The sequence below is a fragment of the Paraclostridium bifermentans genome (assembly GCF_019916025.1).
In the GTDB taxonomy this organism is placed as follows: domain Bacteria; phylum Bacillota; class Clostridia; order Peptostreptococcales; family Peptostreptococcaceae; genus Paraclostridium; species Paraclostridium bifermentans.
The window spans coordinates 2,520,025-2,541,669 of sequence record NZ_CP079737.1 but is presented as its reverse complement, the minus strand read 5'-3'; the positions used below and the strand labels follow the sequence as shown (position 1 = coordinate 2,541,669).

The 21,645-nt window shown below is 30.6% G+C and carries 20 protein-coding genes and 2 riboswitches; all 20 genes read left to right on the top strand.

Annotation, left to right across the window (positions count from 1 at the left end):
* Window positions 1-23: 23 nt before the first annotated feature.
* The 20 genes from KXZ80_RS12225 to KXZ80_RS12130 all read left to right on the top strand — a co-directional run bounded on the left by KXZ80_RS12225 (window position 24) and on the right by KXZ80_RS12130 (window position 21,545).
* Complete coding sequence (locus KXZ80_RS12225; RefSeq protein ID WP_021433747.1) at window positions 24-962, top strand: iron-hydroxamate ABC transporter substrate-binding protein; 939 nt, start codon at window positions 24-26, stop codon at window positions 960-962.
* Window positions 963-1,043: 81 nt separating this feature from the next.
* A complete protein-coding gene (locus tag KXZ80_RS12220; protein WP_021433746.1) occupies window positions 1,044-2,054 on the top strand; it encodes a FecCD family ABC transporter permease in 1,011 nt (336 codons plus the stop codon).
* A 1-nt stretch (window position 2,055) separates the two neighbouring features.
* Window positions 2,056-3,072 (top strand): FecCD family ABC transporter permease, encoded by a 1,017-nt coding sequence (locus tag KXZ80_RS12215; RefSeq protein WP_021433745.1) that lies wholly within the window; start codon window positions 2,056-2,058, stop codon window positions 3,070-3,072.
* A 15-nt stretch (window positions 3,073-3,087) separates the two neighbouring features.
* Entirely contained in the window at window positions 3,088-3,879 is a 792-nt protein-coding gene (locus KXZ80_RS12210; protein WP_021433744.1) for an ABC transporter ATP-binding protein, read from the top strand.
* A 267-nt stretch (window positions 3,880-4,146) separates the two neighbouring features.
* Window positions 4,147-4,267, top strand: a riboswitch (glycine riboswitch).
* 95 nt (window positions 4,268-4,362) lie between these two features.
* A complete protein-coding gene (locus KXZ80_RS12205; protein ID WP_038285347.1) occupies window positions 4,363-4,734 on the top strand; it encodes a GrdX family protein in 372 nt (123 codons plus the stop codon).
* 42 nt (window positions 4,735-4,776) lie between these two features.
* Window positions 4,777-5,739 carry a thioredoxin-disulfide reductase gene (trxB, locus tag KXZ80_RS12200; protein ID WP_021433742.1) on the top strand — a complete coding sequence of 321 codons (963 nt, stop codon included), beginning with the start codon at window positions 4,777-4,779 and terminating at the stop codon, window positions 5,737-5,739.
* Window positions 5,740-5,883: 144 nt separating this feature from the next.
* Entirely contained in the window at window positions 5,884-6,201 is a 318-nt protein-coding gene (gene trxA, locus KXZ80_RS12195) for a thioredoxin TrxA (RefSeq protein ID WP_021429589.1), read from the top strand.
* A 65-nt stretch (window positions 6,202-6,266) separates the two neighbouring features.
* Window positions 6,267-7,553: a glycine/sarcosine/betaine reductase component B subunit gene (locus KXZ80_RS12190; RefSeq protein WP_021433741.1), complete on the top strand. Its 1,287-nt coding sequence runs from the start codon at window positions 6,267-6,269 to the stop codon at window positions 7,551-7,553.
* A gap of 234 nt (window positions 7,554-7,787) precedes the next feature.
* On the top strand, window positions 7,788-8,267 hold the full coding sequence (grdA, locus tag KXZ80_RS12185; RefSeq protein WP_077175940.1) for a glycine/sarcosine/betaine reductase complex selenoprotein A: 480 nt from the start codon (window positions 7,788-7,790) through the stop codon (window positions 8,265-8,267).
* 26 nt (window positions 8,268-8,293) lie between these two features.
* A complete protein-coding gene (grdB, locus tag KXZ80_RS12180; protein ID WP_082435323.1) occupies window positions 8,294-9,637 on the top strand; it encodes a glycine reductase complex selenoprotein B in 1,344 nt (447 codons plus the stop codon).
* A 133-nt stretch (window positions 9,638-9,770) separates the two neighbouring features.
* A complete protein-coding gene (grdC, locus tag KXZ80_RS12175; protein WP_021433739.1) occupies window positions 9,771-11,306 on the top strand; it encodes a glycine/sarcosine/betaine reductase complex component C subunit beta in 1,536 nt (511 codons plus the stop codon).
* A 54-nt stretch (window positions 11,307-11,360) separates the two neighbouring features.
* Window positions 11,361-12,509 carry a glycine/sarcosine/betaine reductase complex component C subunit alpha gene (gene grdD, locus KXZ80_RS12170; RefSeq protein ID WP_021433738.1) on the top strand — a complete coding sequence of 383 codons (1,149 nt, stop codon included), beginning with the start codon at window positions 11,361-11,363 and terminating at the stop codon, window positions 12,507-12,509.
* 576 nt (window positions 12,510-13,085) lie between these two features.
* Window positions 13,086-13,169: riboswitch (cyclic di-GMP riboswitch) on the top strand.
* A gap of 138 nt (window positions 13,170-13,307) precedes the next feature.
* Complete coding sequence (locus KXZ80_RS12165; RefSeq protein WP_021433737.1) at window positions 13,308-13,928, top strand: BsaA family SipW-dependent biofilm matrix protein; 621 nt, start codon at window positions 13,308-13,310, stop codon at window positions 13,926-13,928.
* A 23-nt stretch (window positions 13,929-13,951) separates the two neighbouring features.
* Window positions 13,952-14,527, top strand: a complete 576-nt coding sequence (locus KXZ80_RS12160) for a signal peptidase I (RefSeq protein ID WP_021433736.1) — start codon at window positions 13,952-13,954, stop codon at window positions 14,525-14,527.
* Window positions 14,528-14,592: 65 nt separating this feature from the next.
* Window positions 14,593-15,282, top strand: coding sequence for a BsaA family SipW-dependent biofilm matrix protein (locus tag KXZ80_RS12155; RefSeq protein WP_021433735.1), 690 nt, complete (start codon window positions 14,593-14,595; stop codon window positions 15,280-15,282).
* A gap of 35 nt (window positions 15,283-15,317) precedes the next feature.
* Entirely contained in the window at window positions 15,318-16,049 is a 732-nt protein-coding gene (locus KXZ80_RS12150; protein WP_021433734.1) for an LPXTG cell wall anchor domain-containing protein, read from the top strand.
* 34 nt (window positions 16,050-16,083) lie between these two features.
* Window positions 16,084-18,492 carry a vWA domain-containing protein gene (locus KXZ80_RS12145; RefSeq protein WP_021433733.1) on the top strand — a complete coding sequence of 803 codons (2,409 nt, stop codon included), beginning with the start codon at window positions 16,084-16,086 and terminating at the stop codon, window positions 18,490-18,492.
* Window positions 18,493-18,815: 323 nt separating this feature from the next.
* Entirely contained in the window at window positions 18,816-19,499 is a 684-nt protein-coding gene (locus KXZ80_RS12140; protein ID WP_021433732.1) for a PepSY domain-containing protein, read from the top strand.
* Between the two features lie 25 nt (window positions 19,500-19,524).
* A complete protein-coding gene (locus KXZ80_RS12135) occupies window positions 19,525-20,187 on the top strand; it encodes a response regulator transcription factor (protein WP_021433731.1) in 663 nt (220 codons plus the stop codon).
* Window positions 20,184-21,545 (top strand): sensor histidine kinase, encoded by a 1,362-nt coding sequence (locus KXZ80_RS12130; RefSeq protein WP_021433730.1) that lies wholly within the window; start codon window positions 20,184-20,186, stop codon window positions 21,543-21,545. Before KXZ80_RS12135 ends, KXZ80_RS12130 begins: the two co-directional genes overlap by 4 nt.
* Window positions 21,546-21,645 lie beyond the last annotated feature (100 nt).

Genomic DNA, 21,645 nt, shown 5'->3' with positions numbered 1-21,645 from the left:
AAAAATAATTGGGAGGTTTATTCATGAAAAAACGAAAGTCATTAGTATTGCTTGCAGCAGTAGTAGCCACGCTAGGGTTAGTTACTGGATGTGCAGGCGGTAATTCATCAAATAAAGAAAGTAATGAAAAAAGAACGGTTCAATCAGTAAAAGGAGATGTTGAAATACCAGCAGATCCAAAACGAATAGTAGATATTTCAGGAAGCAGTGAAGAGCTTTTAATTTTAGGACATACACCAGTTGCTACAGCTAATGTAGATTCTTATGAAACTACTAAAGTACCTTCATACATAGAAGATAAATTAAAAGATACTAAAGTTGTAGGACATTCAATGATGGATACTATGGATGTTGAAGCAATTTTAGGAACAAATCCAGACTTAATAATAATGAGTCAAAGACAAGAAAAAATATATGATCAATTAAAAGAAATTGCTCCAGTAGTTATGATAAAAGACTACGCAAATGATTGGAGAAGTAAATTAATAGATGTTTCAAAGTTATTTAACCAAGAAGATAAAGCTAAAGAGTGGTTAAGCAATTATGATAAAAAAGCTGAAGAACTTGGAAAAGAAGTTGTAGCTAAAAATGGAGATCAAACGTACTTAACAGTTTTAGCAACTCAAGGTCAATTTATGGTATTTAGTGATGCGGGTATAGGAACTATTGTAAATGATGACATGAAACTAGCTAGACCTAAAAATATGCCAAAGCAAGATGGTATAACATTACCAACTGTTAGCATGGAAGGTTTAACTGAAATAGATGCGGATCACATTATTGTTATAGCTACGGATTCTGATAAAAAAGATTTAGAAAATAGTTCAGTATGGTCACAAATTAGAGCTGTAAAAGATGGAAATGTAACAATCTTAGATGCTTCACCATACTTTACTCAATCATATAACCCTATAGGTAGAGAGTTATTATTAGAATCAGTTAAAAATGAATTAATAAAGTAATTTAGTATAGCAGGTGTGTATAATGGATTTCATTTTCACACCTGTTTTTAATCATAGAAATATAGAAAGGTATGTTTAGACATGAAATTAAGTAAAAAGAGTTCGGCTTATTTATTAATTACGATTGGAATAGCAATTCTTTTTATTGGTATTTTTATATCGGTATCAATGGGACCTAAGGATATAAGCTTAAATACCATGATAAATAGTTTTATATCCAATTCAAGTGATGTAGATACAAAAATAATTAGAGATGTTAGAATGCCAAGAGCTATAGCAGCAGCGCTAGTTGGAGGTTTCTTAGCTGTATCGGGAGCTATAATGCAAGGTATTACGAGGAATCCTATAGCAGATCCATCTGTAATGGGTATAACACAAGGAGCTACATTTACTATAGCAATAGCTTTAGTTTTACAAAAGGTAGTACCAGGGTTTGCACCAGGAAGTTTTGGGCTTATGATATTTTCTTTTTTAGGAGCGGGTATAAGTGGATTGCTAGTTTACTTTATAAGTTCTAGAACGAGAAAAAAAGTTGATCCAGTAAAATTAGCATTAGCAGGAACTGCATTAGGTACATTATTAGTGTCACTAGCTATGGCGTTTGCTATGTACTTTAATTTATCTCAGCAACTAAGCTTTTGGATTTCTGGAGGACTAGTAAGTGCTAAATGGGAAGGCGTAAAACTTTTACTAATGGTAGGAGGTATAGGTTTTATAGTAGCTATGATAATGGCTCCGAGAATTACAATATTAAGCTTAGGTGAAGAAGTTGCTATAGGACTTGGACAAAAAACTAATTTAGTAAGATTTATATCCTTAGTAGTAGTAGTTTTAATGACAGGAGCAAGTGTTTCTGTTGCTGGAAATATTGTATTTGTAGGTCTGGTAGTACCTCAAATTGCAAAAGGAATAGTTGGAGCAGATTATAAATATATAATACCTAGTTCTTTAGTTTTAGGGTCTTTGTTATTAGTTTACAGCGATATCTTATCAAGAATGATAAATCCACCGTATGAAACACCAGTAGGTTCAATAACTGCACTTATAGGGGTACCGGTCTTTATATATCTTGTAAGAAAGGAAACTAGATAAAATGAAAACTAATAATAAAAAGTCTAAAATTATATTAATAGCATCGGTTTTATTAGCACTTATATTTATTACTGTGTTGATAAGTTTAAATATGGGATCATTTAAAATTCCACCTATAGATGTATTAAAAACATTTATAGGACAAGGACAGAAAAATTATGAAATAGCAATTTTTAAATTAAGACTTCCTAGAATCGTTATTGCAATATTGGTAGGTAGTGCATTAGCAACAGCAGGTGCTATACTTCAGGGAGTTACTAAAAATGATTTAGCAGATTCAGGAATATTAGGTATAAACTCGGGAGCTGCATTGTTTGTTGTAGTATATATATATTTAATGAATGGAAATGTATATGATGGAGTAAGTAACTTAACTATATTTACAATGCCTATAGTTGCATTACTTGGGGCATTATTCGGAGCCTTCTTAATATATGTATTAGCATTTAAAAATGGCATTAGCGCTCAAAGGTTACTTTTAATAGGAATAGGTATAAATATAGCATTTACATCTATAATGACGATTTTCCAATTGAAATTTACTACTCAAGAATTTAATAGAGTAATGGCATGGACATCAGGAAGTATATGGGGCAGCAACTGGAAGTATGTACTAGCAATACTACCTTTTATAATAGTATTTATGTTTCTTGCAATATATAAATCAAGATACTTAGATGTATTAAATTTAGGAGATGAAATATCTACAGGGCTTGGTGTTAATGTAGAAAAGGAAAGAAAAAAGCTAATAACTTATGCCGTTATATTAGCAGGAGTTGCAACATCAGTAGCTGGAAGTATTTCATTTTTAGGATTAGTTTCACCTCACATTGCTAGAAAGCTTGTTGGACCTAAACATAAAAGATTAGTACCTATATCAGCATTAATAGGAATATTACTTATATTAGCAGCTGATACTGTATCTAGAAATTTACTAGCACCAATAGAAATACCAGTAGGAATAGTTATATCTATAATAGGTGTACCTTACTTTATATATTTAATGTTAGCAGATTAGAAAGAGGTAAAAATTATGAATTCAATAATAACTAAGGACTTAAACATATCTTATGGAAATATAGATATTGTAAAAAACTTAAATTTAAATATACCAAAAGGAAAAATAACTACAATAATAGGAGCTAACGGATGTGGTAAATCTACTATTTTAAAAACTATAGGAAGAATAATAGATCCAAAGAGCGGAAGTATTTATATAAATGGTAAAAATCTTCATGAGGAAAATCCAACAGATATCGCAAAAGAAATGGCAGTACTTCCACAAAATCCACAAGCTCCAAGCGGACTTACTGTAGAGGAATTAATATCTTATGGTAGATTTCCTCATCAAAAGGGATTTGGAAAGATAAATAAAGAAGATAAGGATATTGTAAGTTGGGCTATGGAAGTTACAAAAATATCTGAATTTAGAGATAGAAATATTGATGATTTATCTGGAGGACAAAGACAAAGGGCTTGGATAGCAATGGCTCTTGCACAAGAAACAGATATATTATTACTAGATGAACCTACAACATATTTAGATTTAGCTCATCAATTAGAAATTTTACAGTTATTAGATGAATTAAATAAAAATGAAAAAAGAACTATTGTAATGGTTATTCATGAATTAAACAATGCTTCTAGGTTTGCAGATCATATGATAGGAATCAAAAAAGGTAAAATTGTATGTGAAGGTGAAGCTCATGATGTTATGACAAAAGAAAATTTAAAAGAAATTTTCAATATTGATGCAGAAATTGTTGAAGATCCACGAACAAAAAAACCTGTTTGTTTAACCTATGATATGGTTAAAAAAAATTAAAAAATAAAGGCATAAAAAAGGAATACTTAAAAGAAATTAGAATAAATATAAATTGAAAGTTAGAAAATTAACTTAATAGATAAAATCTATGGAAAGAAGTTAATAAAAAGATTATAGCTATACCAACGGTTTGACAAAAAATGGACAATATCAACAAAAAAACATAAAAAAATATTTGAAAAAGTATTGTATATATTTACCAAGCTAGATATAATGTAATTAAGAAAAGCACCTAAGGGGCAAAGACAAAACTAAAAATTAAACCGTTTGAAGGTTAAGGGAGACGGTCTCTAATTTGGGGAAATTAGAGATGACCGAAGGGACAAATTTAAATTCATCCCAAAAGGATTTAAATGAAATTCTCAGGTGAAAGGACTTTAACTGGACGGATCTCTGAAAGACATTTTGACAGGGAACTAAGTGGGGACTTAGTTTCCTGTTTTTTAGTTTAACAAAAGAAATTTTGAAAGTGAGTGTAGACAAATGTTAATAATCACTAACAATCCTATGATTCAGGAAAACGTTACTGACAAAGAAGTTATAATGTTAGACACTGACTATATAGGAACATTAAAGGAATGTAGGGATTTAGTTCATAAGGGGTATGAATTATTATCACATCCGCTATATGGGAGCGTAAAACCCAATGAAACACCATATCGTACAGTCATAATTAAAAAGGGGAAATCTCTAGACACAAATTCATTAAACTTAATAGAAGAAGCCATAGAAACAGCAGAAAAATTTAAAAACAACAAGTTAACTCCTATGTGGACTGAAAAAGTTTTAGACGATTTCAGAGTAATTGATTTTGATATAATGAGAAATACAATCCAAAGAATACAATATGTATAAACTTTGGTGTATATATATTAATAAAAATAGGGGGTCGAGATAATGGAAAATTTATATGACATAGTCATAATAGGTTGTGGACCTGCAGGTCTTGCAGCTGGTCTTTACGGCGCAAGAGCTAAAATGAAGACTTTAATACTTGAAAAAGGAAAAACTGGTGGACAAATAGTTATAACTCATGAAGTTGCTAACTATCCAGGATCAGTTGAAAATGCTACTGGACCAAGCTTAATAGCTAGAATGGTAGAGCAATGTAAAGAATTCGGTGCTGAAATAGTTAGAGACTCTATAGTAGACACTGAATTAGAAGGAAACATAAAAGTATTAAAAGGTGAAAAAGGCGAGTACAGAGCTAAAACTGTTATAATAGCTACTGGAGCTACTCCTAAAAAATTAGGATGCCCAGGAGAAAAAGAATTAACAGGTAAAGGAGTTTCTTACTGTGCTACATGTGACGCTGACTTCTTCGAAGATTTCGAAGTATTCGTAGTTGGAGGAGGAGATAGTGCTATAGAAGAAGCATTATACTTAACTAAGTTTGCTAGAAAAGTTACTATAGTTCATAGAAGACAAGGTTTAAGATGTGCTAGATCTATAGAAGATAAAGCAAGAGCTAATGAAAGAATAGAATTCTTATTAGATACAGTTATAGATGAAATAAAAGGTGATGGATTAGTTGAATCAGTAGTATTTAGAAATACTCAAACAGGTGAAACTAATGAATACTTCGCTGATGAAGAAGATGGAACTATGGGAATATTCATATTCGTAGGATTTGATTCTCAAACAGAGTTATTCAAAGGTAAAGTAGATATGGATGACTATGGATACATCAAAACAGATGACAATATGTTAACAAATATACCAGGTGTATTTGCTGCAGGAGATTGTAGAGTTAAATCATTAAGACAAGTTGTTACAGCAACAGCTGATGGAGCTATAGCTGCAGTAACAGCTGAAAGATATGTAGAAGCAAACTTCGAAGAAGAAGTTACTAATTGCTAATAAAAAAGTACGTTTAACAAGGTTATCGGGGGATGATGTTTATCAAATTAAACATTACTTAGTGAACGGTACTTAAATTAAAATAGCTATTAATATATTAAAAATATATTAAAATATATAAATTCCAATAAGGGGGATACTGAAATGATAGCATTAGAAAAAAATACATTCGATCCAGAAGTATTAGAAGCAGAAGGGCTAGTATTAGTTGATTTCTGGAGTCAAGGTTGTGAGCCTTGTAAAGCATTACTTCCAGATATAGAAAAATTTGCAGAAGCATATGGGGAAAACATAAAGTTCTGTAAATTCGATATAACTAAAGCTAGAAGAGTTGCTATAAAAGAGAAGGTTTTAGGTCTTCCAACTATAGCTATATACAAAGATGGAGCTAAAATAGATGAAGTAACAAAAGATGATGCTACAGTTTCTAATATAGAAGCTATGATAAAGAAGCACTTATAAGTAATTAATGGGGATTCAATTCCCCGTTAAAATAAATTAAGTTCAAAAAATTAGGGGGTGCCAATATGCGTCTTGAGTTAGGGAAAATCTTTATAAAAGATGTACAATTTGGAGCAGTAACAGAAGTTAAAGATTCAGTATTATACATCAACAAAGAAGAGATGTTAAAAGAAATTGGTGGAGATGAACATATAAAATCAATAGATTTAGATATAGTTCGTCCAGGGGAAAGCGTTAGAATAATACCAGTTAAAGACGTTATAGAACCGAGAGTAAAAGTTGATGGTAATGGAGGAATATTCCCAGGAGTTATATCAAAAGTTGACACTGTTGGAGAAGGTAGAACTCATGCACTTAAAAATGTTGGAGTTGTAACAACTGGTAAAATAGTTGGTTTCCAAGAAGGTATAATAGATATGACTGGTCCTGGAGCTGAATATACACCATTCTCTAAGTTAAACAACGTTGTTGTTATAGCTGAACCAATAGATGGTTTAAAGCAATACGATCACGAAAGAGCTGTTAGAATGATAGGATTCAAAGCTGCTACATACTTAGGAGAAGTTGCTAGAAACTTAACTCCAGATGAAGTTGTAGAGTACGAAACTAAGCCATTATTAGAGTCAGTAGCAGAGTATCCAGAACTTCCTAAAGTAGGATATGTATACATGCTTCAAACTCAAGGATTATTACATGACACATATGTTTACGGAGTTGACGCTAAGCAAATAGTACCAACATTATTATACCCAACTGAATTAATGGACGGAGCTATAGTAAGTGGTAACTGTGTTTCTGCTTGTGATAAAAACCCAAGTTATGTACACATGAATAACTCAGTAGTTGAAGATTTATATCTACAACACGGAAAAGAAATAAACTTTGTAGGAGTTATTATAACTAATGAAAACGTATACTTAGCAGATAAAGAAAGATCTTCTAACTGGACTGCTAAATTATGTAAACAATTAGGCTTAGATGCTGTAATAGTATCTCAAGAAGGATTTGGTAACCCAGATACAGACCTTATAATGAACTGCAAGAAAATAGAAGGTCAAGGTGTTAAAACTGTTATAGTTACAGATGAGTATGCTGGTAGAGATGGAGCATCTCAATCATTAGCTGATGCTGATGTTAAAGCTAATGCTGTTGTAACTGGTGGAAATGCTAACCAAGTTGTTGTATTACCTAAGATGGATAGAGTTATAGGACACGTTGAAGTTGCTGATGTTATAGCTGGTGGAGCTGCTGGATCTTTAAGAGAAGATGGATCTATAGAAGCTGAGATACAAGTAATAACTGGAGCTACTAATGAAACAGGATTCGGATTCTTAACAGCTAAGGGGTATTAAGAAAAAATATTATGAATAGTCGCTTCGTGACATTTGATATTGTTTCGTTTACACAAAGTCCTGCGGACTTTAAGTGTTTCGTCAACAATATACAAATATCACTTCGCTACAATTGTCATAAAAATTATTTTCTATAATATAGCTGATAAGAATAAATATAGAAGTGAGTGCAATGAGAATTTAAAAAGGTATTAAAATGACAATATTAAAATAAATGGGAAAAGGAGATATATTATGAGCTTATTAAGTAATAAAAAGATCATAATCATAGGTGACCGTGACGGAATTCCGGGACCTGCGATAGAAGAGTGTGTAAACACTGTAGAAAATACTGAAATAGTTTTTGCTTCAACAGAATGTTTTGTCTGAACTGCTGCTGGGGCTATGGACTTAGAAAACCAAAACAGAGTTAAAGATGCTACTGAAAAATTCGGTGCTGAAAATGTTGTGGTTTTACTAGGTGCTGCTGAAGCCGAAGCTGCAGGTCTTGCAGCTGAAACAGTAACTGCTGGAGATCCAACTTTCGCTGGACCACTTGCTGGTGTTGAGTTAGGATTAGCTGTTTATCATGTTGTTGAACCAGAAGTGAAAGAATTATTTGATGAATCAGTTTACGAAGATCAAATAAGTATGATGGAAATGGTTCTTGAAGTTGATGAAATAGTTGAAGAAATGAGCGATATAAGAGGTCAATTCTGCAAATATAATGCCTAATTAAATCAAAAGGGGTTGAGATAAAGATGGAAAAGATAAAAGTAGTTCACTACGTAAACCAATTCTTCGCAGGAATTGGAGGGGAAGAAAAAGCTGATACGAAACCACACATAGCTGAAAAATTACCTCCAATAAGTTTACAATTAAACAAGTTATTAGGGGATGAAATAGAAATAGTTGGAACTGTAGTTTGTGGAGATAGCTATTTCGGAGAAAACATGGAGTCTGCTAGCCAAGAAGTATTAGGAATGGTTAAGAGCTTCGAACCACAATTATTTATAGCTGGACCAGCGTTCAATGCAGGAAGATACGGGGTTGCTGCAGGAACAATAACTAAATTCGTAAAAGACGAATTAAATATACCAGCTTTAACAGGAATGTACATTGAAAATCCAGGAGCAGATATGTTCAAAAAAGATTTATATATAGTATCAACATCTGACTCTGCTGCTGGTATGAGAAAGGCTCTTCCAAAAATAGCTACATTAGCTAAGAAGTTAGCTAATGGAGAAGAAATAGGATCTCCAGCTGAAGAAGGTTATATAGAAAGAGGAGTAAGAGTTAACTACTTCGCTAAAGAAAGAGGTTCTAAGAGAGCTGTAGATATGTTATTAAAGAAAATAAAAGGTGAGGATTTCGTAACTGAATATCCAATGCCAAACTTTGATAGAGTTGATCCACAAGCAGCTATAAAAGATTTATCTAAAGCTAAAATAGCTCTAGTTACTTCTGGTGGTATAGTTCCTAAAGGAAATCCAGATAGAATAGAATCTTCTTCTGCATCTAAATACGGTGAATATTCTATAGCAGGAGTTAACGATTTAACTGAAGAAACTTACGAAACTGCTCATGGTGGATTCGACCCAGTTTATTGTAACTTAGACTCAGATAGAGTTTTACCAGTAGATGTTTTAAGAGATTTAGAAAGAGAAGGAGCTATAGGTTCTTTACATGAGTTCTTCTATACAACTACAGGTAACGGAACTGCTGTTGCAAGTTCTAAGAAGTTTGCTGCTGAATACGCTCAAAAGTTAATAGCTGCAGGTGTTGACGCTGTAATACTAACATCTACTTGAGGTACTTGTACTCGTTGCGGTGCAACGATGGTAAAAGAGATAGAAAGAGCTGGTCTTCCAGTTGTTCATATCTGTACAGTAGTACCTATATCTTTAACTGTTGGAGCTAACAGAATAGTTCCAGCTATAGCTATACCTCATCCTCTTGGTAATCCTAAGTTAGATCCAGCTGAGGAAAAAGCTTTAAGAAGAAAATTAGTTGAAAAATGCTTAGTTGCATTAGCTACTGAAGTTGATGGTCAAACAGTATTTGAAAAAGATATAACTTTAAAGGATATAATGGCTAACGCTTAATATTGAATTAAATAAAGTTAAAACTAAATAGGTGGGTTATTTTGCCCACCTATTTTTTATAAAGTCATCCAGTCTTTTATCATAATAGAATTCAAGTAAAAATAATAACATATATACATTGGGGGTAAATATTATGACATTTCCAGTTTTAAAAGGTGCTAGTTATATTTTAGTTCACACACCAGATATGATAGTTAAAAATGGTACTACTTGTGCTGTTGAGAGAGAAACACATCCAGAATCAGAATTTTTAAAAGAAGTTACTAATCATATAAGAAGTTATGAAGAAGTAGTAAATTATATACCAAACCAAGTTTACATAGGAAACAACAGACCAGAAGAATTAAGAGAAATAGCTCTTCCATGGTGCGAATACAAAATGGAAGGAAAAAGAGATGGTAAGCGTGGAGAAATAATGCCACAAGATGAATTTTTAGCAATGATGCAAATATGCGATGCTTTTGACTTAGTTAAATTAAAAGAAGATTTCGTTAATAATATAAGACCTAACTTTGAAAAGAACTACCCAGAGCTAGCTCCATTCTTTGGAAAGCTTAAAGGTGATAATATAGATGATGCAAATGAATTAATAGATTCACACCATGCTGAAGGATTATACCATAATGATCAATTAGTTGGATATGTTAAGAGAGCTCATGATGTTGACGTTAACTTAAACGCACATACAATGTTTGAAAACTTAGTTGTAAAAGCTTCAGGAGTTGTTGCTGCAGTACAATTAATAAGAAAAGAAAATGTTAATCCATTGGATATAGATTATGTAATAGAATGTTCAGAAGAAGCTTGTGGAGATATGAACCAAAGAGGTGGAGGAAACTTTGCTAAGGCTATAGCTGAAATGGCTGGACTTCAAAATGCTTCAGGATCAGATACAAGAGGTTTCTGTGCTGGACCTACTCATGCTTTAATAAATGCTGCTGCACTTGTTAAATCAGGAATATATAAAAATGTTATGGTAGTTGCAGGTGGAGCTAGTGCTAAACTTGGAATGAATGCTAAAGACCACGTTAAAAAAGGTCTTCCAGTATTAGAAGACGTTGTTGGAGGATTCGCTGTTTTAGTTTCTGAAAATGATGGAGTTAATCCAATAATAAGAACTGATTTAACAGGAAAACATAGTGTTGGAACTGGATCTTCTCCACAAGCTGTTATGACTGCATTAATAACTAGTGGACTTGATAGAGCTAACTTAAAAATAACTGATGTTGATGTTTACTCAGTTGAAATGCAAAACCCAGATATAACTAAGCCTGCTGGAGCTGGGGATGTTCCAGAAGCTAACTATAAAATGATAGGTGCTCTTGCTGTTAAGCGTGGAGACTTAGAAAAGAAAGAATTAAAGAACTTTGTAAGCGAAAAAGGTATACCAGGTTGGGCTCCAACTCAAGGACATATACCTTCAGGAGTTCCATATATAGGATTTGGTATAGATGATTTAACTTCTGGAGATAAAAACAGAGCTATGGTAGTTGGTAAGGGAAGTTTATTCTTAGGAAGAATGACTAACTTATTCGATGGAGTTTCTTTCATAGTTGAGAGAAATCAAGGTGTAGAGGAAGAAGCAGCTGCAGTTTCTAAAGAAGAAATCAAGAAAATTATAGCTGAATCTATGAAAAAATTAGCTCAAGATATGTTAATAGAAGAGTAGGAATAGAAGACGTATAGAATTTTATAAAAATTCATTTTGAGGGGAGATATGGTTATGCCTAAAAAGATTATAGCCGAAACTTTTTTAGATATAGCAAATGCTATTGAAAGCGGCGAATTTGGTAAAAAAGTTAGAATTGGTTTGACTACATTAGGTAGTGAGCATGGAACTGAAAATTTAGTTAAAGGTGCTCACCTAGCTAAGTCAAATTTATTTGATATAGTTTTAATAGGACCTAAAGTTGAAACTGAACTTGAGGTTGTTGAAGTTAATGAAGAAAGCGAAATGCATTCTAAAATGGAAGAACTATTAGATTCAGGTTACATAGATGCTTGCGTAACTATGCATTACAATTTCCCTATAGGAGTTTCTACAGTTGGTAGAGTTATAACTCCAGGTAGAGGAAAAGAAATGATACTTGCTACTACTACAGGAACAAGTGCAACAAACAGAATAGAAGCTATGGTTAGAAATGCTGTTTACGGTATATCTACAGCTAAGTCTATAGGAATAAAAAATCCTACTGTTGGTATATTAAATGTTGATGGTGCTAGACAAGTAGAAAAAGCTTTAAAAGACTTACAAGCAAATGGGTATGATATATCTTTTGCTGAATCAGTTAGAGCAGATGGTGGTTGCGTAATGAGAGGAAATGACTTATTATGTGGTGCTCCAGATGTTATGGTTACTGATACTTTAAGTGGAAATATATTTATGAAAGTATTCTCTTCATTTACTACTGGTGGAGATTATGAAGCTCAAGGATTTGGATATGGTCCTGGTGTAGGAGAAGACTATGATAGAAAGATATTAATATTATCTAGAGCATCTGGTTCTCCAGTTGTTGCAAATGCATTAAGATACGCTTATGACGTTGTTAAAGGTGATGTTACTAAGGTATCAAAAGATGAATTTAAAAATGTTAAAAATGCTAAATATGACGATATTATAGCTGCTTTAACTAAAAAAGAAGTTAAGAAAGATAATGATGAGGAAGTAGCTATGCCGGCAAAAGAAGTTGTTACTCATCAAATATCTGGTGTAGATATAATGGATTTAGAAGATGCGGTTAAAGTTTTATGGAAAAATGGAATTTATGCAGAAAGTGGTATGGGATGTACGGGGCCTATAGTTCTTGTTGCTGAAGGAAAAGGAGAAGCGTGTGTTAAGATGCTTCTAGATGCAGGTTATACTGCTAAATAATTAAAAAACGAATCCTTGCCATGGAAGTAGTTTGAAGACTAGGTTATTTGGGGGCTTGGGATTTGTGATATGTTTTGCTTCATACAAGCTGGGAAGATGCTTGTAAATGTCGCTACAACATACACACAAATCCCTCGCCTAACTGATTACCTAGTCTTTTTTTGATAAGATAAAAGATAAATGTCTCTGCAACATAAAGTTCAATCCCATTCAAACCTACAACTCAGTCTTTTTTTGTGGAGATAATATAGAAATGTCGCTGCAACATACTCACAAATCCCACACTGAACTGATAACTCAGTCTTTTTTTGGATATTTCTTCAAAATTACAATAAATTAAAATGAATATTAGCTTATCAATTTATGTCAAAAAAATAGCGAAAATGTCGCAATGATGTATAATTTAATTTTTCAAATTAAAAATATTTAATATATAAATTAAAAAAGTTGAAAAACAATATAAATAGCAAATTAATTAAATAAAATGTAAAAAAATAGAAAACGATTTAGGGTGTTTTAGGGAATATTTTTCAGTATAATAAAAAAGAAGAATAAATTAATAAGGAATCTAATAGGTTTAAATATAGAGGCTATGAAATATGTTTTGTAAATGGGCACTTGAAACATATGGAGCTAATAGTGCAACCGGCTATTTAAAGATATAAGTATAAAATTACTTTTATCATTTAAATAGCCTTTTTTATGCTGAAAATGTTGTATTTACTGAGAATTTGTGGAGGATCTATAAAATAAATCGAAATAAATTTTTAGTTACTATGATAAATTAAGGAGAGTTAAATGAGTAGAAAAAGAATTAAAGTTGGAGCAATATCTATACTTTTATTAATATGTATAGTCACCGTTCAAAAGATATCATATGCAAGTTTGACATCCAAAGATAAAGTGACCAATACATTAAATTTGGGGGATATAAATATAGAAGTAAGTGAAAATTTTACACCGCCTAAAGATTGGAATGGAGATGAATATAGCAAAGAAGTAAAAATAAAAAATAATAGTACATCACCAGCACTTATAAGAGTATCCATAATTCCTAGATGGGTGGATGAAAAAGGAAATACATGGCCAGGAGATACTAATTTAGTAACTTTAAACTATGAAACTAATAATATAACAGCAAATCAAAATATAATAAAAAATAATAAATGGATCTATGGCAACGACAATTATTATTACTACAACACAATAGTTGCAAAGGACAAAGAAACAAAACAAATATTAAAATCAGTAAGCGCAAACATTCCGGAAGAATTAAAAGAAAGATATAAAAATAAAACTTTAATAGTAGATGTAAAAGCAGAGGCTGTACAAGCTACAAAGGATGCATATAAAAAAACTTGGAACAATATTGAAAATCAAGGAATACATAAAATACTAGAAAATTTATGTACTAGGTAAAAAAATTTCAGGGAGAATATACTATGGAAAACAAAGTAATGTTAAAAAAATTAGGAAATATACTTTTTTATGTAGTTCTAATATCTTTATTATCCATATCATTTATTATGGTAAAGTCTGTAAAAGAGGGAAAACAGCCAACAATAATGGGGCATAAATTTTTTACAGTAATGACAGGAAGTATGCAACCTTCAATAATGGTTGGAGATTTAGTAATAGCGAAAGAATTACAACCTGAACAAATAAATGTAGGGGATGTAATAACATTTAAAAGTCAAAATTCAGGAAATATAACGACACACAGAGTAAAAGAAATTATAAAAGATGGAGCAGGAATAAAATACATAACACAAGGTGATGCAAATAATGTGCAGGATCAAAATCCAGTAGAATCAAACGCAGTTATAGGTAAAGTTGTTAAATGTATACCGAAGGTTGGAATGGCTATGTCATGGATGAAGTCACACCTATCACTAATTATAGTAGGAATATTTGCAATAACAGCATTAAGTGCTATAGGTAGCAACCTTAGAAAAAAACTAAAATCTATAGATGAAGAAGAAAGACAAAATAAAGAAAGAGAAAAAGCGGATGCATAAAACAACTGTAACAGTAAGTGCTGATTACATAGATTGAGTAAATATTTAATTTTGGAGGGAATAAAATGAATAAGAAAGTTCAAGCGTTAGCAGTATCAGGAGTACTGACAGTAGGTGTAATATGGGGAACACTTGCATGGTTTACATCTCAAGATAAAGCAACAAATACTTTTAATACAGCATCAAATAGCGATAATAATGGTAGTGGAATAAAAATAATTGAGGAATTTGAAAAACCTACAAACATGCTTCCAGGAGATGAAGTAAACAAAGATGTACAAGTAAGTAATACCACAACATATGATCAATTTGTAAGAGTTAAGCTTACACCTAAATTTGTAGAAGTAACAAAAGATAGTAGTGGAAATGAAGTTAGAAAAGAAATAAAAGAAGTAAATGGAAAAAAATTAGAGATTGATAAAATAAAGTTAAACTTCACTAAAAAATTAAATGAAAGTAAAACTAATGGAACTTGGTTTGCTGGAAAAGATGGATACTACTACTACATTGGAAAAATAGGACCTGAAGGATGGACTAATACATTACTTGACTCTGTAACATTAGATAAGGAATCGGGAAATGAGTATAGGGGATTAGGTTTTGACATAGATGTTGATGCTACTTCTATACAAGCTTCAAATGATGCATATAAAGATTGGGCTAAAGATAGTGGATTACTTGAAAAATTCGATGAATTACAAAAACAAGGGGTTGTAGCTGCAACGGATGCTAAAGAGCCAAATAAAAATAACTAAGATTAAAATTAAAAAATCTATAAAGGAGTGAGAATGTGAAAAACTTTATAAGAAAAATTTTAGTAGTCACTTCACTTCTTTCAATAATAACAACTATAAAGGTGGATGCAGATACATTGGCTCCACCTAATGTTCAATTATTGGGAAATGCGAATGAATTAGTATACATACCTGATGATGATTTATTTCTACAACATCCTAACATGATTCCAGGAGATTATATAAGAAGAACTTTAGAAATTAAAAATAAGCATAAATATCCATACGAACTTTTCTTAAGGGCAGAGCGAGTAAGCCCAAAAGAAGAATATGATCTTTTAGATAAGCTAGATTTAAGAATTTCATATAAAGATGAAGTTATATATGATGAAGCCGTTAATGGAGAAGATAAATTAACCAAAGGTATTAGTTTAGGAGTATTTAATCCAGGGCAGGAAGAAAATCTTATTGCAGAAGTTAAATTAGATGGAGCATCTACTGGAAATGAATATAAAAATAAATCTGCTCAAATAGATTGGATATTTACAGCAGTTAGAAGTGAAGATGAAAGCCATGATAATGATAAAGAAACTGTAGATAAATCAGATAAAACTAACAACACAAATAAAACAGATCAATCTCCAAATAATCTAGGATCAGATGAAAATGATATGAGGAGCGAATCGCCAAAAACAGGAGAAGATGGGATTTTTATATATGTAATATTAGGGTTAACTAGTATTTTACTTTTATTAATGAGTAGAAAAAACAAAAACTCTAAAAAGTAAATATTTTTATGCAAGGAGTGTGGAGGAACATTAAATGAAAAAAAATAGATTAGTATCTTTTATAATGGTACTAACAATGGTAATTATAACAAGCTTAGGAAATATTGAAGGAAAATCTACTTCATATGCTCAAGAAAAAAATAACTTAACTATAAAAGAAACAACAAGCGAAGCTCCAGTAAATACAGCGGATAATAAACTTTTGTTAGAACAAAGTACTGAAAAAATATCAGATACACAGTTGAAAGTTAATTTAAAAATAAAAGGAAATGAACAAGATGTAAATATTAAAAATACATCTTTTGAAAATAAAATATCTGATAACTTTGAAATAAGCTCAGATAATATTTCCGTAAATGGAATAAAAGAAAAGGAAAATATAAAAGGTGAAGTAACAAAATCTAAAGATAGTATAAGCATTAACTTAGGAGATATATCTTCAGAAGAAGTAGATTTATCTTTTGAAGCAAAACTAAAAGATAATGCTCAAAAACGTGAAACTGAATCTTTAAATTTAAAATCAGAGATTAGATATAAATTAGAAAATAGTGAACAGGAAGCAATAGAAAAATTTCCTAATACTAAAGTTACTTTAGATAAAGGTATAGAAAAAGTAAATCCAGAAGCTATACAAGCAGAATATAAATCAGCACCACAAACAACACAAAATACTGAAAGATGCCAAGGTAATAAAAATTTAGAAATCAATAAAAGCGCTAAATCAAATAACAATGGAACATATAATATAACGTTAGAAGCAAAAGGGGAAGGATCAATTGAAAACTCTAAAAAAGCTGACATAGTGCTTGTAATAGATTCATCAGGAAGTATGAATGATAAAATAAATAAAGTGAAATCTGCAGCTAAAAATTTAAGCAAAAATATTTTAAATGGAAGTAATGATGATCAAGTTAAAATATCTGTAGCTAACTTCTATTATAACTCTGGTAAATATAATGTGAGAGGTGGAAGTTCTGATCTTCAAACAGACTTTACATCTGATTTAAATACAATAAATCAAGCTATTAAAAATATACCATCAGGTGGAGGAACTCATACTCAAGATGGTATATGGAGAGCTCAAGATATGTTAAGTAGCAATAAATCAAGAAAAGATGCAAAAAAATATATAGTATTTTTTTCAGATGGACTACCATCAGAGTCTTATCAATGGGGATATACAGGATATGACATACATGTTAAAAACGCACAAAGAGAATACTATAACTACTTTACAGGATATGGAGCTCCTACACAAGTCACTATTGGGGGAATTGGATATAATCCAAATCCAAATATTTCAACTGCAGAGACTATACAGGTAAATAATAATCCTAGATATAAAGATACTAAATTTTATAGTGTAGGATTATTTACTAATGCTAGTGAAAGCGAAAAAAGTCAAGCTGTAAACTTTTTAAAAACTATTCAAAATGTAGTAGACCCAAGTGAATATAAAGATAAATATTATACTCAAGATTTAAATAGTATAAATGGAATATTTAATGATATAAGTAATGAAATAAAAGAAAATATTAATGCTTCAGTAGCTAAAGAATCTGTTATACATGATATAGTTTCAAAAGAGTTTAATATAGTAGATAAAAGTTGGAAGATAACAGATTTAGATGGAAATGAAATACAGATACCACCTGAAAATATTGTTGTATCCAAAAACTCAAAAGGCGAAGATGAAATAACGTTTAAAATAGGTAATATTATTGCAAATAAAAAAGCTGGAAATGGAAAACTTACAGGGGGAGTTAAAGTAAGTTTTGATATTTCAACTAAAGATTCATACTTTGGGGGTGAGAAAATTCCCACAAATGCAAATGCAGAAATTAAATATAAAGATCCTATAAATGGAAGTGATAAAGAACAAGTATTTAATAAGCCTGTAGTTGACATACCTTATCAAATGGGAAAGGTAACTATAAGAAAAGAAATCGTAAAGAAAGATAAAAATGGGAATTGGACGGTAGCTAAAGATAGTGATGCAAATCGCAATGATAGATTTTCTATATCGATACTTGGAAACTCAGGTAGTCAAAATCATAAATATACAGTGGATTTAAACGGAAACATGGAAACTTCTATGCCTTTTTATTTAAGAGGTGAAAAAACTGATATATCTAGTAATAAGGATTTTTCTATGAACTATTTTACAGAAGGTTTATATGGTGTAGAAGAAATTGTACCTATGAATTATGAAAAAGTTCAGGTATGGATTGATGAAGACACTTCAGATAATGGGACTAAATGGGTTAAATTTGAAGAGTATGTAAATGACAAAGAGAATATTGAAAAAAATAAAGCAAGAGATGGGAAGTTATTTATAGGTAAAGATAACAATAATATTAATATAAAAGTAAGTAATACTTTAGTGAATGATATGTTTTGGCAAGATAAAGTATATGTAGAAAATAAACTTAAGTATGATTAGAGACTGGGTTATTGTGGGCTCGGGATTTGTGTGTATGTTTTGCTCCATACAAGCTGGGAATATGCTTGTAAATGTCGCGGCAACATACAGCACAAATCCCGAGCCAAAAACATAAAACCAGTCTTTTTTTGTGGTATGAAAAAGAATGTCGCTGCAACATAAAATTCAATCCCGAGCCCAAGTATAGCTCAGTCTTTTTTTATAACATTAAAAAATTTTAATATTATTTTTATGTTAAGTTAATGCCTGTTTAAAGTAGTTTTCATGATGGCTGTATATAATAAGCTCATAGTAAAAATTAAAATTTTATGGAGGTATTGATTATGAAAAAGGAAGATGTAATAAATAAGATAGAAAATCTGAAGGCTTATAAAGGAAAGCTTAAGAAGTTTGCGGTTTTAACGATAAGTGGAGCTATTGGATTGAGTGTTTTAGGTACAGGTGCAGCTTATGCTTATGTAAAGTCAAATGAAAACTACTCACAAACACAATTAGAAAAGGTAGCTTTAAAACAAATTCCAGGAGAGGTTGTTGGAGTTAAAAAAGATTTAGATGATGATAATATGTCTGTAGTTTATGAGTTTAAAATAAAAGATAAAAACAATATGTTAAATGAAATAGAGTTAGATTCAAAGACTGGGGCTATAATAGATATGGAAAATCATAATGAAAAAGATGATAAAGATTATGACAGTGATGATGAAAAAAGTTATAATTATAATGAAATAAAGTCTAAGAGTAAATACTCAGAAGAAGAGTTGAAAAATATTGCATTAAAAAAGGTACAAGGTGAAGTTATTGGGGTAGATAAAGAAATAGATGATGATAGTATGTCTATAGTGTATGAGTTTAAAATAAAAGATAAAAATAATACAATAAAAGAAGTAGAGGTTGATTCTGTTACTGGTGAAGTAGTAGATATAGAAAACTATGATTCTAACTCAGATAAAAAGAGTGAAACTATAGATAATGAAAATGTAAAACAAGGTACAAGTAATATGGATTAATAAATATATTAAGAAGGTGAGTTTTTTGTACAAAGTATTAATAGTAGAAGATGAAGAAAATATAGCATCATTTATAAATATGGAATTATCACATGAAGGATATGAAACTGAAATGTGTAATGATGGAAAAGAAGGCTTAGAAAAGGCCTTAGAAAAAGATTATGATATGATTATATTAGACTTAATGTTACCAACTTTAAACGGGCTAGAAGTCTGTAGACGTTTAAGGAAATCAAAAAACACACCTATAATAATGTTAACAGCAAGAGATAATGTTATGGATAAAGTTTCTGGACTTCAAATGGGAGCAGATGATTATATTGTAAAACCATTTGCAATAGAGGAACTTTTAGCAAGAATAGAAACAATATTAAGAAGAGTTAATTTAAGCCACAATAATGCAAGTTCTTTGAAATTTAAAGATATAACTATAGATATAGAAGCTAGAATAGTTAAGTGTGGAGAAGACGTAATAAACTTAACTACAACAGAATACGAACTGTTACTTCAATTAATAAGACACGAAAATAAAGTATTAACTAGAGACTACTTATTAGAACATGTATGGGGATATGATTACGATGCAGAAACTAATGTAGTAGATGTTTATATAAGACATCTAAGATCAAAATTAAAAAACGATGATTATATACATACTGTTCGTGGCGTAGGATATGTTTTAAGATGATTATAAAGAAACTAAGATCTTTATCTACATTCTGGAGAATGACTCTTATATCATTTATATCTATAGTAGTAATATTTTTAATAACTTATATATCTCAATTTATAGTATTTAGAGTTTGGACTATAAAATATGAAAAAGAAGAAATTCAATCAAGAGCGAATGAATTAGAAATTTTGCTTAACAACAACAGTTCGGATGAAGTGCAAAAAGAAATTTTAGAATCTATGAACTTAAATGCTATTATATATAATTCAGATAACAAAGAAATTTTAAATACAATGGATGAAAAACCTAAACATTTCAATTATCAAAAACCAAGTTCATATATTATAGATACATCTTTGAGCGTAAACAACGACAAGGTAAGCTTAATAACGCCGGTGCATATAGGTGATCAAAAATACTATATGTACTTAGAGCGAGAAAGTGAATTATATGATGATTTCCTGGAAAATACAATCCTTATAATTGTTTTTATGTTGATAATAGGATTAATAATAAGCTTAATAGCAGGAATATATATATCAAGACAGTTTATAAAAAAATTAAACAACCTAAGCAACACTATGAAAGAGGTACAAGAAAAAGGAATAACAAGTAGAGTATATATACAAAATCCAAAAGATGAATTTGATAAAGTTAATATAATATTCAATGAAATGATGGACTCAGTTGAACACTCATTTGGAGTTCAAAGACAGTTTGTTCAAGATGCGTCACACGAACTTAGAACCCCTCTAACAATATTAAAAGGACATTTAAAGATGCTAGATAGATGGGGAAAAAATGATCCTGAAACACTCAACAAATCGCTTAAAATAAGTTTAGATGAAGTAGATAGATTAACAAAACTTGTAAATGATTTATTAGAACTTGGAAAATTAGACAACAAAACAATAGTTGATGAAGAAATAGAAAAAATAAACTTAGAAGCTTCAATCGATCAAATTATATATGACTTTGAAGTCATAAGAAAAGATGTTGATTTTAAATTCGAGTGTGAAAAAGATGCTTATATTTATATGAACAAGAAACATTTTAAGCAACTTTTCATAATATTTATAGATAATGCTATAAAATACTGTGAAAAAGATGAAAAGAAAATACAAATAAAAGTGTACAGAGAAAAAAGGAAAATGTACATATCTATAAAGGATAATGGCATAGGAATAGAAAAAGAAGAAATTCCAAAGATAACAGATAAATTCTATAGAGTTGATAAATCAAGAAAATATAATAATAGCTTTGGAATAGGACTATCTATTGCAGCTCAAATAATTAATTTATACAACTACAAATTGAAAATTAAAAGTGAAGTTGGAATAGGAACAGAGATACTTATAGAATGTAATCAATAAACCAAGGATGAAAATTAAAGCCTTGGTTTTATTTTTTGCTAAAGAAAAATAAGTAGCAACCGATATTTATATGTGCTAATATATGGATATCTAAATTAAT

Excerpts from the sequence above, each read along its gene's own strand:
- KXZ80_RS12225 (WP_021433747.1), top strand. The coding sequence starts at position 24 with ATGAAAAAACGAAAGTCATTAGTATTGCTTGCAGCAGTAGTAGCCACG.
- KXZ80_RS12220 (WP_021433746.1), top strand. The coding sequence starts at position 1,044 with ATGAAATTAAGTAAAAAGAGTTCGGCTTATTTATTAATTACGATTGGA.
- KXZ80_RS12215 (WP_021433745.1), top strand. The coding sequence starts at position 2,056 with ATGAAAACTAATAATAAAAAGTCTAAAATTATATTAATAGCATCGGTT.
- KXZ80_RS12210 (WP_021433744.1), top strand. The coding sequence starts at position 3,088 with ATGAATTCAATAATAACTAAGGACTTAAACATATCTTATGGAAATATA.
- KXZ80_RS12205 (WP_038285347.1), top strand. The coding sequence starts at position 4,363 with ATGTTAATAATCACTAACAATCCTATGATTCAGGAAAACGTTACTGAC.
- trxB (WP_021433742.1), top strand. The coding sequence starts at position 4,777 with ATGGAAAATTTATATGACATAGTCATAATAGGTTGTGGACCTGCAGGT.
- trxA (WP_021429589.1), top strand. The coding sequence starts at position 5,884 with ATGATAGCATTAGAAAAAAATACATTCGATCCAGAAGTATTAGAAGCA.
- KXZ80_RS12190 (WP_021433741.1), top strand. The coding sequence starts at position 6,267 with ATGCGTCTTGAGTTAGGGAAAATCTTTATAAAAGATGTACAATTTGGA.
- grdC (WP_021433739.1), top strand. The coding sequence starts at position 9,771 with ATGACATTTCCAGTTTTAAAAGGTGCTAGTTATATTTTAGTTCACACA.
- grdD (WP_021433738.1), top strand. The coding sequence starts at position 11,361 with ATGCCTAAAAAGATTATAGCCGAAACTTTTTTAGATATAGCAAATGCT.
- KXZ80_RS12165 (WP_021433737.1), top strand. The coding sequence starts at position 13,308 with ATGAGTAGAAAAAGAATTAAAGTTGGAGCAATATCTATACTTTTATTA.
- KXZ80_RS12160 (WP_021433736.1), top strand. The coding sequence starts at position 13,952 with ATGGAAAACAAAGTAATGTTAAAAAAATTAGGAAATATACTTTTTTAT.
- KXZ80_RS12155 (WP_021433735.1), top strand. The coding sequence starts at position 14,593 with ATGAATAAGAAAGTTCAAGCGTTAGCAGTATCAGGAGTACTGACAGTA.
- KXZ80_RS12145 (WP_021433733.1), top strand. The coding sequence starts at position 16,084 with ATGAAAAAAAATAGATTAGTATCTTTTATAATGGTACTAACAATGGTA.
- KXZ80_RS12140 (WP_021433732.1), top strand. The coding sequence starts at position 18,816 with ATGAAAAAGGAAGATGTAATAAATAAGATAGAAAATCTGAAGGCTTAT.
- KXZ80_RS12130 (WP_021433730.1), top strand. The coding sequence starts at position 20,184 with ATGATTATAAAGAAACTAAGATCTTTATCTACATTCTGGAGAATGACT.